16 protein-coding genes are annotated in these 17748 nt (G+C 46.4%); 11 read left to right on the top strand and 5 right to left on the bottom strand.

Features of this window, described 5'->3' with window-relative positions:
* Nucleotides 1-44 precede the first annotated feature (44 nt).
* Both QT998_RS11655 and QT998_RS11660 read left to right on the top strand, forming a co-directional pair.
* Nucleotides 45-1112: an SGNH/GDSL hydrolase family protein gene (locus QT998_RS11655; RefSeq protein ID WP_333117507.1), complete on the top strand. Its 1068-nt coding sequence runs from the start codon at nt 45-47 to the stop codon at nt 1110-1112.
* Nucleotides 1113-1596: 484 nt separating this feature from the next.
* Entirely contained in the window at nt 1597-2211 is a 615-nt protein-coding gene (locus QT998_RS11660) for a pilus assembly FimT family protein (protein ID WP_333218008.1), read from the top strand.
* A gap of 402 nt (nt 2212-2613) precedes the next feature.
* On the opposite strand, the gene QT998_RS11665 is transcribed toward QT998_RS11660, so the two are convergent.
* Both QT998_RS11665 and QT998_RS11670 read right to left on the bottom strand, forming a co-directional pair.
* Nucleotides 2614-4494 carry a peptidoglycan D,D-transpeptidase FtsI family protein gene (locus QT998_RS11665; RefSeq protein WP_333091434.1) on the bottom strand — a complete coding sequence of 627 codons (1881 nt, stop codon included), beginning with the start codon at nt 4492-4494 and terminating at the stop codon, nt 2614-2616.
* Between the two features lie 343 nt (nt 4495-4837).
* Nucleotides 4838-5419, bottom strand: a complete 582-nt coding sequence (locus QT998_RS11670) for a hypothetical protein (protein WP_333091436.1) — start codon at nt 5417-5419, stop codon at nt 4838-4840.
* Between the two features lie 373 nt (nt 5420-5792).
* On the opposite strand from QT998_RS11670, the gene QT998_RS11675 reads away from it, so the two are divergent.
* The 4 genes from QT998_RS11675 (at nt 5793) to glgB (ending at nt 11363) form a co-directional block, all read left to right on the top strand.
* Entirely contained in the window at nt 5793-7118 is a 1326-nt protein-coding gene (locus QT998_RS11675) for an RNA-guided endonuclease InsQ/TnpB family protein (protein ID WP_333117503.1), read from the top strand.
* Between the two features lie 575 nt (nt 7119-7693).
* On the top strand, nt 7694-7900 hold the full coding sequence (locus tag QT998_RS11680) for a serine protease (RefSeq protein ID WP_333091437.1): 207 nt from the start codon (nt 7694-7696) through the stop codon (nt 7898-7900).
* A gap of 279 nt (nt 7901-8179) precedes the next feature.
* Complete coding sequence (locus tag QT998_RS11685; RefSeq protein ID WP_333117501.1) at nt 8180-8692, top strand: glutathione S-transferase family protein; 513 nt, start codon at nt 8180-8182, stop codon at nt 8690-8692.
* A 379-nt stretch (nt 8693-9071) separates the two neighbouring features.
* Entirely contained in the window at nt 9072-11363 is a 2292-nt protein-coding gene (glgB, locus tag QT998_RS11690) for a 1,4-alpha-glucan branching enzyme (protein ID WP_194069451.1), read from the top strand.
* 550 nt (nt 11364-11913) lie between these two features.
* Here the strand turns inward: glgB and QT998_RS11695 are convergent.
* The 3 genes from QT998_RS11695 to QT998_RS11705 form a co-directional block, all read right to left on the bottom strand.
* Complete coding sequence (locus QT998_RS11695) at nt 11914-12810, bottom strand: glycosyltransferase family 2 protein (RefSeq protein ID WP_194069449.1); 897 nt, start codon at nt 12808-12810, stop codon at nt 11914-11916.
* Between the two features lie 421 nt (nt 12811-13231).
* Entirely contained in the window at nt 13232-14062 is an 831-nt protein-coding gene (gene hpsJ-B / locus QT998_RS11700) for a hormogonium polysaccharide biosynthesis protein HpsJ (protein WP_194011747.1), read from the bottom strand.
* A 313-nt stretch (nt 14063-14375) separates the two neighbouring features.
* The gene (locus QT998_RS11705) at nt 14376-14528 is read right to left on the bottom strand and encodes a hypothetical protein (RefSeq protein ID WP_333091444.1); all 153 of its coding nucleotides are present in this window, start codon (nt 14526-14528) and stop codon (nt 14376-14378) included.
* A gap of 31 nt (nt 14529-14559) precedes the next feature.
* Here QT998_RS11705 and QT998_RS11710 point away from each other — a divergent pair, with 31 nt between their 5' ends.
* The 5 genes from QT998_RS11710 to QT998_RS11730 all read left to right on the top strand — a co-directional run bounded on the left by QT998_RS11710 (nt 14560) and on the right by QT998_RS11730 (nt 17635).
* On the top strand, nt 14560-14736 hold the full coding sequence (locus QT998_RS11710) for a hypothetical protein (RefSeq protein ID WP_333091446.1): 177 nt from the start codon (nt 14560-14562) through the stop codon (nt 14734-14736).
* Nucleotides 14737-15045: 309 nt separating this feature from the next.
* Nucleotides 15046-15540, top strand: a complete 495-nt coding sequence (gene rfaE2 / locus QT998_RS11715) for a D-glycero-beta-D-manno-heptose 1-phosphate adenylyltransferase (protein ID WP_194011752.1) — start codon at nt 15046-15048, stop codon at nt 15538-15540.
* 115 nt (nt 15541-15655) lie between these two features.
* On the top strand, nt 15656-16525 hold the full coding sequence (locus QT998_RS11720) for an STAS domain-containing protein (RefSeq protein ID WP_194011745.1): 870 nt from the start codon (nt 15656-15658) through the stop codon (nt 16523-16525).
* 170 nt (nt 16526-16695) lie between these two features.
* The gene (locus QT998_RS11725; RefSeq protein ID WP_333091447.1) at nt 16696-17091 is read left to right on the top strand and encodes an STAS domain-containing protein; all 396 of its coding nucleotides are present in this window, start codon (nt 16696-16698) and stop codon (nt 17089-17091) included.
* Between the two features lie 112 nt (nt 17092-17203).
* A complete protein-coding gene (locus QT998_RS11730; protein WP_333195051.1) occupies nt 17204-17635 on the top strand; it encodes an anti-sigma regulatory factor in 432 nt (143 codons plus the stop codon).
* Nucleotides 17636-17748: the final 113 nt, after the last annotated feature.

Below are 17748 nucleotides of genomic sequence, written 5' to 3' on the forward strand. Positions count from 1 at the left end.
ATCGTTCATGAGGATATGTCTAATACATGAGAATCGCTAATCATATGATCGATCTCCCTTTAGTAGCATTTATGATTTTTTTATTGGCAATTATTGTTGTCACAAAGAAACGCCTTAAAAATGACGAGTTCTACACATTAGTGATTAGCATACTACTATCTTTTCTATTAGCAGAAGGAGTTTGTCGATTCTTAAATATAGGCGATTCTAGGGTAGTTATATGGCAGGAGGAACTTGCTCCAGGACAAATATATGCCTATAAACCCAACCGAAAGTTATTGTATACTTACCCAGACAATCCTCGAAGATATTTTAACGAAAAGAATGAAGTGTCAGGAACCATAAATGCCAAAGGATTTCGGGGATTGGATCGAACCTTTGAGAAACCTAATGGTATTACCAGGATAGCATTCCTCGGTGATTCCTTTACCCTTGGGATAGGTGTAAAAGATAACGATACCTTGCCAGTAAGTTTTGAACGCGCTATACAATCCAAATATCCTAAAACACAGGTTCTAAATTTTGGAATTTCAGGAACATCCACGAAAGAACAAATCAAGTTGCTTGAGGAATATGTAATAAAATTCCAACCAGACGTAGTAGTAATCGTAGTATTTTTGAATGATGCAGACAGAACAGGAACAGTTAACTTTATGTCTAGACCAAAGGTACTAGCTCAAGTTAGAAATAATTCGTTTTTTATCAACGCTTTGATCGGTAGCATTGAAAAACCTATTCTATATCAGCAGATGATTCGTCATTACCAAGATGGTTATTTAGAAAATAGCCCCGGTTGGCAAACAATGAAAACTGCGCTCAGGACAGGAAAAACGCTATCCGAAAAACAGAATTTTCAGCTTGTAGTTACAATATACCCGGTACTCTTTAAACTAGATAATAGTTATCCATTTACGCATATTCACAAAACAATAGAAGACTATTGTGCTTCTTTGAAAATTCCGTTTTTGGATTTATTTAATGGATTCGTTGGTCAAAATGATTCCAAGCTTTGGGTACACAAAACCGATCAACATCCCAATGAAGTAGCAAATAGAATTGCTGCCGGAGAATTATCAAAATTCTTTGATAGCAACAACTTGATTAAAAAGTAGTCAACCAAGTGCGATCGAAGTATTGACGTCATTTCCATAGAGGCATTGGTAAGGGGTGATCACTATTTTAGCGCCTGCCCTAGATCAGCGGGGGGTTCAAAACCCCCCGCTGATAGCATAATATCGATTCCGGTTGTATCGGAATGATTTAACCGCAGAGAACGCAGAGGACACAGAGAGAGAATAAGGATGTATGATTCTGAATGCTGACGGAATTGATATAAGTCCTCTCTAAGAGGACTTTCGAGGCGATAGGGGCGATACCACGCTACTACCTTCTTCAGTCGGTTTCAACCGACTTCTGCTATGAGACGGGGGTTTAAACCCCCTGCGGGCGATCGGGTAGATGCCAATTATGTAAATTTTATTTAAGCGCCCTATACATTAACCAAACTCAAGAACTAAAATAAAGAAAAAATAGCACCTCCTAGCTATTTTTTATTAGCTAAATATCAAGGAGTGCATCTACGTGTCAATATATAAAATGCTCAAAGGCAGAGCCGCTACATCTGCCGCCGGTTTTACAATGATTGAAATGTTGATAATTATGGCAATAGTGGGGATATTTTGTGCGATCGTCACCCCTTCTTGGCTAATGTTCATCAACAACCACCGTTTGAATGTATCAGTCGATCGGGCTTATTGGGCAATGGAATTAGCCCTAAGCAACGCCAAACGCGACAAAATAGCATGGCAAACCAGCTTCAAAGAAGTAGTCGGAAAAAACGTACAAGTAGCAATCCACCCAGCCGATATTACCCCAGCCCAATTACTACCCAGTCAATGGAAAGACCTAGAACCGCAAATTCAAATAAATCCAGATGAAACAACACTGCTCAAAGTTAATGAACACAACAAAGCCACAGGAGAAAAAACAATTCGGCGGGTAATGTTCAACTTCCGAGGTTGCGTCGTTTATAACAGTACCGACGAGTGCGGCCAAACAAGCCTGCAAGCAAAAGGAACGCTGACACTATCTCATCCCGATTTAAAAAATAGCGATCGGTGCGTCATCGTCTCCACTCTCTTAGGACACAAGCGCACCTCCCGCAGACAATCACAAGCCAATCCAAACAACAAAGAAAGATATTGTTACTAACATCAAGTAGCGATCGCACAAAGCCAGTTTCTGCCGATATTTCTGGTGACTCAACACAAATTTTCGCAGCAACGGGCTTTCTCAGCACCCATGCGCGCTCTAATGTGCGATCGATTACCACAAAAAAAAACCGTTCGTAGTACGGACTTTAGTCCGATCCAATTTGCGGACTAAAGTCCTTACTACGAACCAAATACGGTTCACTTAAGACGATCCCCCCTAACCCCCCTTAAAAAGGGGAGTAGGGGGTGGGACAAGAAACCTCTCAAAGTCCCCCTTCTTAAGGGGGATTTAGGGGGCTCTCCGGGGCATAGATAGTGTTAAGTGAACCCTATTGGGATATCAGCCTTCAAATTGTGCGATCGCTCCTTCATCCCCGAAACCCGGTTCACGCCCGACTTCCTACTTCTTCGTCGGCGCAATCTTCTCAATATTAATCAGCGCCTCCATCACCGACTCCACAATCGGCGCCGCCACCACACCCCCCGAACCGCCCTTCGGCTCATCAATCACCGCCAGCACCACATACTTAGGAGCTTCCACAGGCATTATCCCCACAAAGCTAGTAATAATCGCCTTGTGAGAATAACCCCCCCCAGCATTAGCTTTTTGAGCCGTGCCCGTTTTCCCAGCAATCCGATAGCCGGGAATTTGTGCAGCTTTCCCCGTACCGCCATCCACCACAGTTTCCATCATTTCCAAAACCTGCTTAGTAGTTTCCGGCGAAAACACTTGCTTCGGAACAGCCCTCGGAAGCTTCCAAAAAGCTTGACCCTCGCGATCGAAAAGTCCCCGCACAACATGAGGAGTTACCAACTTACCACCGTTGGCCAAAGCTCCGTTAAGCTGCACCAACTGTATCGGAGTAATCGAAAAACCTTGACCAAAAGCAGTAGTAGCAACTTCCACCGGAGAATTAATAAATTGCTCTCGATTTTTAAGCTGACTCGTTACTTCAAAAGGCAAATCACTTCCTGCAGTTTGTCCCAGTCCGAGTTTTTCTAAAGCTTGATAGTAAAGAGAAGGTTTCATACTTCTCATTACGTGCACCATCCCCACATTACTCGAATGTTTCAAAATATCTGTCACCGTAGAACGCCCGCGAGCGCCTGCTTGTTGGTAATCGGAATTTTGGATAGTCCAGCCATCGATATAAATCCGACCTTCGTCATTAAATACAGTGTTAGGTTTGACCGCACCAGCTTCTAGGGCGATCGCCACATTAATCGCTTTAAAAGTCGAACCAGGCTCGTAAACATCAGTTACAGCCCAATTTTTATAGCGCGACAAATCGAAATTAAAATATTGATTTGGGTCATAGGTAGGTTCCGCTACCATTGACAACAATTCCCCGTTGCGGGCATCCATCACAATCACCGCGCCCCGCTTCGCCCCGTATTCCTTCATTTTGTCCTTGAGAGCAATCCGCGCCGCCCGCTGCAAGCGACTGTCGATCGTCAGTTGCAACTTCAAATCATCTAGCTGCACAAAACCAGCCGTCAGTCGATCGGGCACCCAATGTCCGTCGATCGACTTGCTAAATTGAATCGACGGCATCGATCGTTCCAGCAAATTCTGCTGACTGTACTCTACCCCAGCTTGTCCCTTCCGTTCCCCATCCACATAACCCAAAACATCCGCCGCCAACTCCTGCTGCGGGTAAAAACGCTGCTGCTGTCGCACCAACTCCAGCCCATCCACGGGAGTATGTTTAATTTGCATCCGCCCCACGCGATCGGCCACCTCTTGAGCCAGAGAATCCGCAATAGTAATACCCGTTTCGCCCAGATTAAACCGGCGCAGCAGTTCAGTTTCCGGCGTATTGCCCGGATTTCGTTCGATCGGCAGCATCGGAGCCAAGGTAGCCGCCACTTCAGCCTTTGTATGGTTGAACAGCTTCGGGTGAGCGTAGAGCGTGTACACTTGTCTGTCGATCGCCAAAACATTGCCCGCGCCGTCAACAATCGGGCGTCTCGGCACAAACGGCTTAGACTTGAGAGTTTGCTGCTGCTCGGCCTGTTTCCGCAGCGCCGGAGCCCGCGTCACCTGCAAATAAAACAAATTCACAGCCAACCCCAGCCCCCCCAACATCAACACCGCCCACACAGCCCACAAGCGAAACTTGCTGCGTTTTAAACGCTCTAGGGGTGGCCGAGGCTGCCTGCTAGCAGTAGCAGAAACTCTAGGTTTGCTTTGTTGGCCCCACCAAGTGCCATCCCTCGACGCTTTTGGACGTTTAAAGTTCGGCGATCTGTAGCGGTCAAAACGGGGATCGTAGCTCATATAGCCTTTCTCAAAAAGGTGAGGAGTTGAGATTTTAGATTTTAGATTTTAGATTTTAGATTTTATATTCTTCGACTTCACGAGCGAACAAGTTTGAGTAAAAAGCATTTTTTTATTATAGTGCGAGCTTCCCCGCTCGCGTATTGTACTCGATCGGGGGAAGACGCTCATAGGAGAGTTCGAACTAGAAACCTGTTTTCTAGAAACTTAGCTATTGCGCTGTTTCAGGAGTGCTTCGGCTAACCCCCACTGTTTCTAGATGGGGGAGTGCGCCTGACAATTTGTTCAAGCCTCCAGATTCCTCTGTGTAGCACATCTCAAATCTTCAATGCCAAGATCCACCTTAATAGCCCAGTGGCGTTTCCTCGCCCGATCGATTCTTGATAGCGGGTTCTTCAGAATTTGGTGCCACCACACCGGGCGATCGGCGATCGGGAAGCGGTTGCAAGAAAATCGTATCCGCCGGCTTCTGCGGCATCAAACCAGTTTCTGGGTTTTGGGCTTCCTTAGCAAGTTGGTGTTTCAACACTTCGCTAGCAGCAGTCAACTGCTGTTCGCGGAGTCGCAAAGTTTCCAGCTTTTGATACTCTTGACTCCACTGCTGCTCGCTGTAGACAGTCAAACCGTAGAGACTCAGAGCACCGCCTAAAAGCAGAAGCGCCACCGCTGACGAGGCGCGCTCCACCCGCAAAAGAGACCGAAGCCACATGGGCTGCCGCTGACGGTCGGGCATCACTTTCAGCACCGATGCTTCGGCGCGAGGCCGTGGCTGTGCCTCGGCGACCTCGTAGTTGGGCAATTGCGGCCCTGTCTTTGCCCGTCTAGCTCTAGCAATAGAAGTAACTTTGCTGTTGGGTTTTTCTGGGGCGGGCTTGTTGGTCGATCGAGAGCGGCGAGAATCCACGGATCTAATAGCAGCGGTCATACAGTTCACCAATACGTAAAATAGGTCAGTTTCAGCTTTATTAAGGCTAGGAGTTTTTTTTGTTGTCGATCGTGGGCGAGTGCCAATTGGCACAATCTCGAATCGATCTGTTATCGAAAAATTTGGTTTAAAACCTCCCCCTTATTAGGGGAACTTTTAATTTATAACTTATTCAGTTTACCGCTGTCTCTTGCCGGAGGCAACAGCAAAAGCCTGTGGATCTTCAACTAGACAGCAGGAGTCGGGCCCTCTAACTGTACTCCGTTGAGTGCCGGGAGGAATGCGCGCGAGGCCTGACTGCCGAGCAAATCTTTGATTCCTGTTGCAATATTAGTTTTCACGAGATACAATAATACCAGAGTTTGTGAAAACAATGTCCCAAGTCATCACCGCCAAGCTAAAACTAAACCTGACTGCCGAGCAAAAAGCTTTGGTATCTCAGACTACTTTAGCCTACCGAGATGCCTTGAATTACACTTCACAAGTTGCTTTTGACGCAGGCAAAACCAGCAATGGGTCTAAGTTGCAAAAAGCCGTCTACAACGAATTGCGGGTGAGATTTGGACTTGGAGCCCAAATGGCTTGCAACGTACCCAGACAAGTTTCTGGAACCTACAAAACTCTGTGGACTAAGGTAAAACAATCTAACGATGCTATTGCTTCATGCTACACTAAGAGACGGTATAAAGGGTTAGACAAAGCCCCCAAATATATATCTCGAACTTGTACCCTAAATTATCAGCGCGACTACTCTTTTAAAACCGAAAGGCGAGTTAGTATTATTACTCTCCAGGGCCGAATAGTAGTTTTGTATGATGGCTACAACAAGCATTTAGACTTAATTGCCAATGGCGCTCATATTGGAGCAGCTAAAATTGTCTATCAGCGTTCCTCCAAAATATATTACCTGATGGTAAGTATTGAAGTAGAAACACCTGAAATTAGCCCACTAAAAATAACGAGAGTCTCTGGTGTTGACGTGGGTATGCGCTACTTAGCGGTGGAAACAGACTTGCAAAATAAGTCTAAATTCTACTCAGGGAAGGAAGTTAGACACAAAGCTAACCGCTACCACAAAGCACGGATGACTCTTCAGCGTAAAGACACTCGTTCAGCGAAGCGAAGATTAATCGCTTTGTCTGGGAGAGAGAGACGGTTTATCGCTGATGTGAACCACCAAGTCAGCAAGGATATTGCCAAACCTAACACCCTGATTGGACTAGAAAACCTCACCGGAATCCGGGAGAGGACCAGGACAAAATCGGGTAATAAGGCAAGCAAGAAGAGACGAGTAGCTAATCGAAACAAAGCTAAATGGTCTTATGCCGAATTGCACGGTTATATCGACTACAAAGCCCATCTAAATGGTTCGTTAGCAACGAAAGTTCCGGCTCATTACACGTCGAAAAGTTGTTCTAAATGCGGACATACTTCGGATGGCAATAGGCCGAAAAAAGGACTATTGTTCCGTTGCGAATGTTGTAGTCATGAGTTACACGCTGATTTGATTGGTGCGCGAAATATTGCAATGAGAGCGTTGCTTGTCCGGCAAGACTGGACGAGTACGGGGAGCTTGTCAGCATCCCCTGATGTATCGAGCGGTGAAACCAAAGCTGAGATTCTCTCTAGATTCTCGGAATTGCGGTGGAGTTCAGATACAAGCCTGCATTATAGCGGTACTCCGCTTGGTGATGGGTAGTTGACCTATCTGGAACTATAACAATCTGTCGATCGATTTAAATAACTGGTTCCCAGGCTTTTTTGGAAAACAGAGATCACTCTTGAAGAGCCTCGCTTGTTACAAGGTAAGCTCTTCCTCGCCTGTGGGCCATGCTTGCCCTCGAACTGGTAACGAGTCAATAATTTAGGATTGCCATAGCATTTCGTACCGTGGGGTAGGCGGGAACCTTAAAAGCCTCTGGAGACATCGACACTCTCCATTGACTCAGGAAATTCCTCGCCGGCATCGCCGAGTCGCCGAAAGAGCAAACCCAGAGAGCGATCTTGCGAATCTCCGTGCCTTTAGCAGTCGTGATGATGTCAATAAACATACCTGATAAACCAACTAACCCAGCCTGCGATCGGTCACTTTGACTTGAGAATTTCAAAAAAAAAAAATAAATCTTTGCCGGTTCTCCAGAATCTATGTGAAATTAATTAACAAATGCAGTATTGTAATCAACGAGCGAATCGTTGATCTATTCGTGCCAGCATTGTTTCTCAAGTACACTATTCCCTTCCTTGCGATGGGTTTTCAATGTTTAAGGAGTGTTTATGAACAAGGGATTAATTCGTTTGACTTTGGTAGTGGGCTTGGCAGCAGCCCTCGGAGCCTGTGGCGGTGAAAGCACCACTACTCCTACTCCCAGCGGTACTGACACCACTACTACTCCTCCTCCTGTTACTTCTCCAGTACCGAAGGAATCTCCAAAAGCTACTCCAGGCGCTGGTGCAACAGTTGCCCCTAAAAAGTCTCCCTAACTATAGCTCTATCGGAGTCTAGGCCCAACCAGCCTAGCCTGCGGGTGAAAAAGGTTTGCTCCTCGCATTTTTTCATCTCTTCAGTCTAGGCCTCAAGTTGGGTGTTAATTTTTGTGTGATGCTTTGACTACAGTTCAGTACCTGCCCTTACTGTCGGAAAGTCCGCTTAGCGCTCGGTGACAAGGGCATTCCCTTTTAAGTCAAAAATTTGACTCCAGGCCTGCAGGTTTTGAAACTTAAGCCTCTGACGGGGGGTTTGAGGACTGTGCGCCGGTACTGTTGCCTCAACTCGAAGGTCAACCTTCGGCGATCGCCGACTCTACACAAATTTTGCACTCGATCGAGTCTCGCTTTCCATCGCCGCCGCTGTTACCCGCAGACGAGAGTTTGCAACTAGAGGCTTGGACGATCGAAGACTGGCTCGATGAAAGCATCGGCATCGCTACTCGATTTGTTTACTACGAGTTTCGCGCCGGTGCGGGCAAACAAATTGACCCCTCTGTTTTAAGCCAATTAGTAATTCAATTGGCGCGCCGCCAGTTCGGTATTAACCCAGCCTCAGCAAAACTTGCCCAATTGCGGCTGAGTGCTGCTTTAGATTTTTTGCACCTGCGCTGGCAGGATGGTACTTATTTGGTAGGCGATTCCTTGAGCGTGGCAGATATTACTGCTGCCGCCCTGCTGAGTCCCTTAGCTTTGATTCCTAAATACCGCACTGACTATCCTTGGCTGTTCGATCGCATTGCCCAAATCCACGAACTTTGCGGCGAAACCCTGCCTCCGGAATTTTAAAATCTACCTGTCGGGCGATCGCCCGTGCCTAAAAATTTCACTTATTCATCATCAAGTGTCCAGCGTCCTGAAACTAGAAACACGATATATCACATAACGCAGAAAAAGTCAATAGTTTTTTGACAAATCTCTAAAATTTTCAATTTGTTTTAAGATTCATATACTTAAGAGACGAGCAGTAAGATGAAAGCTCGATCGCCAGCGAAACAATCCGATTGCCTGCTGTGCGGGCAAAGGGGCGCGCGCGGCAGCCGCAGCACCGGCAAAATTATGCTAATCAGTGGTAGGATGAGCAATCAAAAATGTATCTAAATGTAAAGTGCTGCGGCGCTCTAGGTTTTGAAAGCCATTTAGTTAAAAGATTCAGGTAGGTAGTTTTATGCCCGCGACCGTACCCTTTGAACAAATTGACCGTATTGTTGGGAATCAGCACCACGATCCATTTGAAGTCCTAGGCCCCCACACGATCGAAAATAATGGCAAAAAAGTCTGGGCCGTCCGAGCTTATCTGCCCAATGCGGATGCGGTATCGGTAGTATTGCCGGAGTCGAGGGCTGAATACCCAATGAAATCCGAGCATCACCCTCACTTTTTTGAATGTACGATCGAAACTCCAGAACTAGCAAACTATCAACTGCGGGTCAAAGAAGGAGAACACGAACGTTTTATCTACGACCCCTACGCCTTTCGATCGCCCAAACTCACAGAATTTGACCTTCACCTATTCTCAGAAGGCAACCACCACCGGATTTACGAAAAACTTGGCGCGCACTTCACCGAAGTAGACGGAATCACAGGAGTATATTTTGCCGTTTGGGCTCCGAATGCCCGCAACGTATCAGTTTTAGGCGATTTCAACTCTTGGGACGGCCGCAAACATCAAATGCGGAAATCTCAAAACGGCATCTGGGAATTATTCATTCCGGGACTAACCGTGGGAACTCACTACAAATACGAAGTGAAAAACCAAGACGGACATCCCTATGAAAAGTCCGACCCTTACGGTTTCCAACAAGAAGTGCGGCCGAAAACAGCATCAATTGTCACCGACTTAGATAACTACACTTGGCACGACAGCGCTTGGATCGAACAGCGGCGGCAGACAGACCAACTGACTCAGCCAGTTTCGGTTTACGAATGCCACATCGGTTCTTGGCTGCACGCCGGTACAGACGAACCCGCGATGCTGCCAAATGGTGAAATAGAGCCAGCAGTTGCGGTTTCAGAACTCAAACCAGGGGCGCGGTTTCTGACTTATCGAGAATTGGCCGATCGGCTGATTCCCTACGTCAAAGATTTGGGATTCACTCACATTGAAATGCTGCCCATCGCCGAACATCCCTTCGACGGTTCCTGGGGCTATCAAGTAACCGGCTATTTCGCCCCAACTTCCCGGTACGGCACACCCGAAGATTTCATGTATTTTGTTGACCAGTGCCACGCCAGCGGCCTTGGCGTACTCGTGGACTGGGTACCGGGGCATTTCCCCAAAGACGGCCACGGTTTAGCATTCTTTGACGGAACTCACTTGTACGAACACGCCGACCCCCGCAAGGGCGAGCACAAAGAGTGGGGAACCCTAGTATTTAACTACGGCCGCAACGAAGTGCGGAATTTCCTAGTATCAAACGCTCTGTTCTGGTTTGACAAGTACCACATCGACGGAGTTCGGGTAGATGCAGTAGCTTCCATGCTGTATTTGGATTACTGCCGGGAACCAGGAGAATGGCTGACCAACCAGTACGGCGGCCGCGAAAATATCGAAGCGGCAGATTTTCTGCGACAGGTGAATCACGTCATTTTTAGCTATTTCCCAGGATCGCTGTCGATCGCCGAAGAATCAACCTCTTGGCCGATGGTATCTTGGCCGACCTATGTAGGGGGCTTAGGCTTCAACCTGAAGTGGAACATGGGTTGGATGCACGATATGCTCGACTACTACCATATGGACCCGTGGTTCCGCCAGTTTCACCAGAACAACATAACTTTCAGTATGTGGTACAACCACAGCGAGAATTTTATGCTGGCTTTGTCCCACGACGAAGTAGTCCACGGCAAGGCCCACATCATCGGCAAAATGCCTGGAGACGAATGGCAAAAGTTTGCAAACGTGCGGTGTTTGTTTACTTTTATGTTTGCTCACCCCGGAAAGAAAACTATGTTTATGGGGATGGAGTTCGGCCAGTGGCATGAGTGGAACGTTTGGGGGGATTTGCAGTGGGATTTGCTGCAATTTGAACCGCACCAAAAGTTGAAGCTGTTTTTTAAGGATTTGAACCATTTGTATCGCAGCGAAACTGCACTTTACAGTCAAGATTTTGCTGAGGATGGGTTTGAGTGGATTGATTGCAGCGACAACCGGCACAGCGTGGTAGCCTTTGTGCGCCGCGAGAAGGATGGCGATGAGTTTGTGGTAACGGTGTGCAATTTTACGCCCCAGCCGCACTCTCACTATCGCGTAGGAGTGCCGGAACCGGGTTTCTATACGGAGTTGTTTAACAGCGACGCGCGGGAGTACGGGGGCAGCAATATGGGGAATTTGGGAGGTAAGTGGACTGATGAGTGGTGGTTCCACAACAGCCCTTATTCGATCGACTTGTGTTTGCCGCCTTTAGGGGTGTTGATCTTAAAGATCGATCGAGAAAAAACAGGATTGCGTAGTGCTCAATAGTTTTGAGTAGCGGCGTAGATACTGTTGACCCAAATTTACGCCAAATTTTCTCAATCTACTCATCTCTGTATGAGTAATACCATTTTTCTAAAGATGTGGTATGGATGAAGTTTTAGCCCCCCCCGCGAGTTCGGGGGGGGGTTTGGGGGGTAATATCTAGCGCTACTTTATGAAATTGGTATAATACCATTTTGCAAAAATAATGCAACAGTATTTGTAGGGTGCGTCGCTGTCTTTCAATCCCTCAATTTAATCGACAATTTTGCGACGCACCTTACACATATTGTAGAACAACCCTCTGTAACACTCTTGCCCAACAATTGTTATGTTGCACGATTTGTGAAAAATGGTATTAGTGCGGCTAATCGACCGGAGATGATATCACAAATTATCTACAATTATCTAATATAAAATATATTTATATATTTTTCATTTGCCGTTTATGTATTGAGCAAAGACTTATACAAAAAATCTAAAAATAATTTATATTAGATAGAAAATGGAAGCCATACTTGTTCAAATAGCTATTACTTTCGCGATATTTACTAGCTTAAATATTCGATGAAACTTGAGGGGATTCAACTTTCACAACTTCGGAAATAGGCTGTTCTTCCCCAGCACTTAAATTCGGCAGCGGCATATGCTTCATTTCCCAAACCTTTAGCAAAATTAGATATTCATAAAAAGCTTGCAGCGTGCACCAAGCTAATCCCGCTTGACCGTCAAGAAATCCGCCGAGTAAAATATACATATAAAAAAAGCGCACCACAGGCCGCAAAGGCAAGCGCAAAGAAAAATCTTTCAAAGCGCGCCGCCTTTCTACCTCCGATGCGCCAAACAATAAATCCCACCAATTTACTTGACCTGCTGCTAATTGGCGAAGAGTTTCAGCAGCTTCGTCAGTCGAGTAGCGGTTGTGCTTTTCTATCCAGCGAGAAAGACCTTTGCTGCAAGTATAATGAGGGTAGGTTTCCTTTAAAAAGTGAGTGGGCCCGTTGCAGACTTCCCGTTCGGTGTGACCGTAGTCAGAAAACCACACTCGGTCTTTGCGAAACAGGCGCATTTGATAGCGGGGATATTGAGTGCTGCGGCGAATCCAGCACTCCATAAAGATTACTTTTTCTGCTACGTAATACCCGATATATTCTTGACTTTCCATCGCCTTTAAGCATTCAGCAAACAGTGCAGGTGTCATCCGCTCGTCAGCTTCGAGGATGTAAACCCATTCGTACTTGCATTCTACTTCTTGGAGCATCCAAGTCCGCTGGCGTCCGTGACTTTCAAAGCGGTGCTGCACTGTTTGCACGGGATAGTTCTGAACAATCTCAAGGGTGCGATCGCTGCTGAAAGAATCAACTACAATGATATCGTCACAAAGCATTGCCGATTCTATGCAAGCGGCGATATCAATCTCTTCGTTGTAAGTCAAAATATAAATTGAGAACATTCCCAGCTTTCAGTAAGGGCAAACTATAGAAGAAGTCAGTAGTCATTAGTCAGTAGTCAGTAGTCATTAGTCATTAGTCATGTTTTGCTGTCCCCCCCGAGCTTTCCGTTATTAGTGCTGTCTCCCCCCCACCGAACGTCCAACGTCATCAGTCAGGTAGAAGGTAGAAGATAGAAGGCTCTTCGACACTTCGTCGAAGGGTTCAGTGCAACGCTTCGTGGTTCCTGATTCCTTCGACTGCGCGAGCGGATAAACACAGTCGTTGGGGAGGAACCGAGAAGAAGTCGATGTGAAAATGCAAGAAAATTAATGGCTTCAGTCATTAATAAGGTCGTAGCTGCCAGGAGCGGTTGCTATGTTCAGCAGATTAAGTATTTCTTGCAAGATATCTTGACTTACGGGTTCTAGGGGCTGGCGCAGGTCAACTTTTGCGGCGACCGAAGCCCAAAATTCCCATACTTCTCAATCCTGTCCAACCAACAGTAATGTAGCCGATCGCCAACAACAAACTGCTGATTCCCGTCTGCAAACTCGAATTTCTCGATCGAGTTCTCAACTCTTTCTCTTTTTGTTGCTTGCGGGTGCGAATCTCGTTACGAGCTTGAACGGGCAGTTCTTGGGCTTGCTGTTCCAAAAACTTGTCAAGGGCTTTCGGGTCCTTTTTCGAGTCCTGAAGCACAGCTTTCAATTCCTTGGGAACATCTGGACTCTTGAGTGCCTCTTGCAGCTTCCCCTCATCTTGCAACAGCGCGCCTATCTGGCTGCGGCGCTGGCTTTTGAGTTGTTCTACCTGAGCTTTAAACTGGTCGCTTTTAATTTGCGCCTCTAGTTGATTTTCGGCTTGTCCCGCTTCCTTATCGACTTGAGCCAGAGCATCCTTGAGTTCCAAGCGAGTATTGTTGAGGTGAACTGGAACCAGCAACAAGTAAATTAGCCCTAACAAGCTGGAAATCAATAGCGCCCAGAATCGCAAGTCAACCCAAATATTGCGCCGCTCAATAGAGACTCCGCTGCTGCTGTCCACCCAAAAGCCTGTCATCAGCAGGGCGATACCCATCAAAGGAATAATGCCCCGGTCAACTATCTGAGTTGCTGCGGCCAACTGCCAGCCTCGATTCATAATGTCGGAGGCTTCTCCCGGCAGTGATAGAACAATGCAGTCAAGCAAAGCAGACAGAATCAAGATAATCCCGACTACTTTTAGAGTTCGAGCTGCTACTGAAGAAAATTGACGGTTGTTAGTTGCTTTCATAATTCCTGTTAGATGATTCTACACCGTTAGATTCAACGAAATTTTGTTTAATGGGTTAAGTGGTAAGAGGGATCATACCCCTTTTTGATTGGTGCCTTGGGGATCTTCGATGGGGGAATCAATGATGAGCTAAGGGTTTGGAGCTAGCCAGCAGTTGCGTTGTTTTTGGGGAACAGGTATTAGTTTCTCATACTCGCTTGTTGATTCGCCTGCGGGGTTCACGGGTGGCAGCCCGCGTCACACGATCGATCGCGCGAGGTTCAGTTTCTTGCTCTCTCTGTGGAAACAGAAATCCTGAAGGTGAAAACCGCCTTTAAGACGGGAAACTCCGCAGACGAATCAAACTCTCCCCCATTTTATGAGTTGGGAAGCTCCAATCAGAAGCAAGGCCGATCGGGTACTTCACGTTATTTTCCACCAAAATAGCTCGATCGGGTACTCGCCTCCACTTTACCCCGGTTTTCACAGGCTCTCGCCGGGCCGCCATTAAGCGCGAGTTGCTGCACGCTCTTTTGGCCAGTTGGGCCACCGGAGGCAGTGCGCTGTGTCCGGCGGCTGTGGAACTTGTGGATATTCCCCATGCCGTTGGTGCTGCAAGGATTCTGCAAGAGTCTCAAGTCGGATGTTCCCTCGTGGCGATCGAACTGCCGTTACTGAATTCCACTGAGGATTGATTCTGAGGGCTTGAACACCAGTCGAATAGTTAGGGTACATCGCGATTTAACTGAGTGGCACGGTATTCATCTATTTGGCAAATTGCAGATACACGAATAGAATTTTTTATCCTGTATCTAAATCAGCAAAATAGAAAATAATTTTTATTTATGACTTATTTAAAAGAAATCAATAATTGCTAATCATTCATTTTAAAATAATAAAAATTAGCGAATATAGTGCTTGATTGTTTGAGGAAAAAGGTACAATCGATCGCGTTTTTTGGTAGGATGATTCATCGCTGTTCAAATTTCCTAGTGGTGGATGTAATGATTTCTGGTGTTTACACGTTGAGAGAACTCGCAGCAGCGATCGCATCCGCTCCCGATAACTGGCGTCCGATCGTGTTTACTAACGGGTGCTTCGATATCCTGCACGCTGGCCACGTCCGCTATTTGCAGGCGGCAAAAAATTTGGGACGGACGCTAGTTGTGGGCTTGAATAGCGACAAAAGCGTGCAAGCTATCAAACCGCAACAGCCAGGATTGCCGCCGCGCCCGATCGTACCGGAAAATCAGCGAGCCGAAGTATTGGCAGCCCTCAAACCCGTAGACGCGGTAGTGATTTTTTCCGAAATTACAGCAACTAAACTGATAAATATCCTGAAGCCAGATATATACGTTAAAGGAGGCGACTATCAACTCGAAACTCTGCCGGAAGCACCCGCTGTTATCGCCGGAGGCGGCAAGATTTCCTTGATCGAAATAGAAGTTCCTAGTTCTACGAGTGCGATCGTCCAACGTATTTTGCAGTTAGGTACTTAACCCTCGCTTGCAAACAGCAAATAGTGAGTTAAACTCATAAACTGCCCCATCAAAAACACTCAAGTGTGGCTTCTCGTACAACTTCATCCCAATGGCTAAGCAGGAGATAATTTCAATGGAACTCACCAGCAATAACACGATCGTGGAAATTCTCGAAAGACACAAAGCAGAGTTACTAGCAGACTGGCTCAAAGAACTGCAAAATACCGGGCTGCGGCGAGACGACTTGATGAGAGCCAAAGAATTGCGATCCGAGTGTCAAGAGTTCCTGCAATTGCTCCAAATAGCATTGCAGCAGGGTAACTTTAGCGACATCCAGACACCAGAGTGGGAAAATATGCGGCTGATGCTGGCAGAAGTTTCGCGATCGCGCGTTCAGAGAGGCTTTACCCCGTCAGAGATCGCGAGTTTCATTTTATGCTTCAAAAAGCCATTGTTCGATCGGCTTTGTCACGAATTGACACAAAACCGCGACGCACTTGTCGAAAAACTTTGGCTTTCCACCAGCTTATTAGACCAACTAGGCCTTTGGGTGACAGAAATCTTTCTCAAAGCTCGCGAAGAAGTAATCGAACGCCAGCAGCAAGAAATGCTCGAATTGTCAACACCAGTAGTCAAACTTTGGGAAGGAATTCTTGCTTTACCCATGATCGGGACTCTCGACAGCGCCCGCACTCAAATAGTCATGGAAACTCTGTTGCAGGAAATCATGGAAACTGGCTCAGAATTTGCAATTTTAGACATTACAGGCGTGCCGACTGTTGACACTTTAGTCGCTCAACATTTATTAAAAACCGTCGCGGCGGCTCGTCTCATGGGTACTGAGTGCATCATCAGCGGCATTCGCCCGCAAATAGCTCAAACCATTGTTCATTTGGGAGTTGACTTGCAAGATATTTTGACAAAAGCAACTTTAGCAGATGCTTTTAAAGTCGCCTTGCAGCGCCAAGGTTTAATTATAAGAAATCTGAAAGAGGAAAAATAACAAATATTATAGTCTGGTGTAACGTCGGCGGTGCGCTTGGTTAATTGGTAATGGGGAACGGATAATCGGAAAAAAGCTCGCCCGCCGCCTATTTCACACCAATTGAGAACCGCTATATTGTCTCCAGTCTCAAGTTTTATTCAATTCAAAGCTCAAAGCAAGGTGAATTTATGATGATGGAACGGATTCCGATCCTGCAAATGGGAGAATTTTTGTTAGTCACAATTCAAGTAGATATGCACGATCGCTTGGCAATGATGCTGCAAGACGACTTGACGAACCGGATAGTCAAAACCGGAGCAAAAGGTGTTTTGATAGAAATTTCTTCTCTGGAAATTGTAGATTCTTTTATCGGCAGAATTCTCAACAATATCGCTACTATGTCGCGTATATTGGATGCAGAAACAGTTGTGGTTGGGATGCAGCCCGCGGTGGCAATTACGCTGGTTGAATTGGGGCTTTCTTTGACAGGAATTCGCACAGCTTTAAGTGTTGAAAAAGGGATGAATTTGTTGCATAAGTCCTTGGGTTTTCCTACGGATTCAGGATTGCGATCGGTTGATTGATTGTGCCGAGTTTAGGGGGAATAGGTAAATAACTCTGGTTTGTAGATAGCTTGTTGACTAATTCAAGATTGATTGTGGGAAACTTGGTCGATCGGGGTAGGTCTTATGTTTTGTGGAGAAATTCTATTTTGGTACAGCAGCCGCCATGTCAAAACGTGAGACATTAGAAATTCGATCGTCCTCCGATATAGTCAACGTCCGACAGCAAGTGCGAACTTTGGCTGTAGCAATGGGATTCGGCTTGGTAGACCAAACAAAAATTGTTACTGCAGCTAGCGAACTCGCCCGCAATACTGTAGACTACGGCAAAGGGGGAACGGTAACTTTAGAAATGCTCCAATCAGGTAAGCGCACAGGGCTGCGGCTGATTTTTGAAGACAAAGGCCCGGGAATTCCAGACATTGAATTGGCTATGACTGACGGTTATACTTCCAATCGCGGTTTGGGTTTGGGGCTTAGCGGTTCTAAGCGGTTGATGCACGAGTTTGAGATTGTTTCTAAAGTGGGTAAGGGGACTAAAATTGCGATCGTCCGCTGGCGGTGAAAGGGTAGATGGGGGGTGCGAAGATTGGGCGCAATTGGGCGAGAAACCGGGTTTCTTCGATTTTGGCGTTTGGTGACGAAAAATATTCCAATAAACCCGGTTTCTGAGATGAT

This window comes from Microcoleus sp. S1D4, assembly GCF_036700765.1.
Taxonomy (GTDB): domain Bacteria; phylum Cyanobacteriota; class Cyanobacteriia; order Cyanobacteriales; family Microcoleaceae; genus Microcoleus.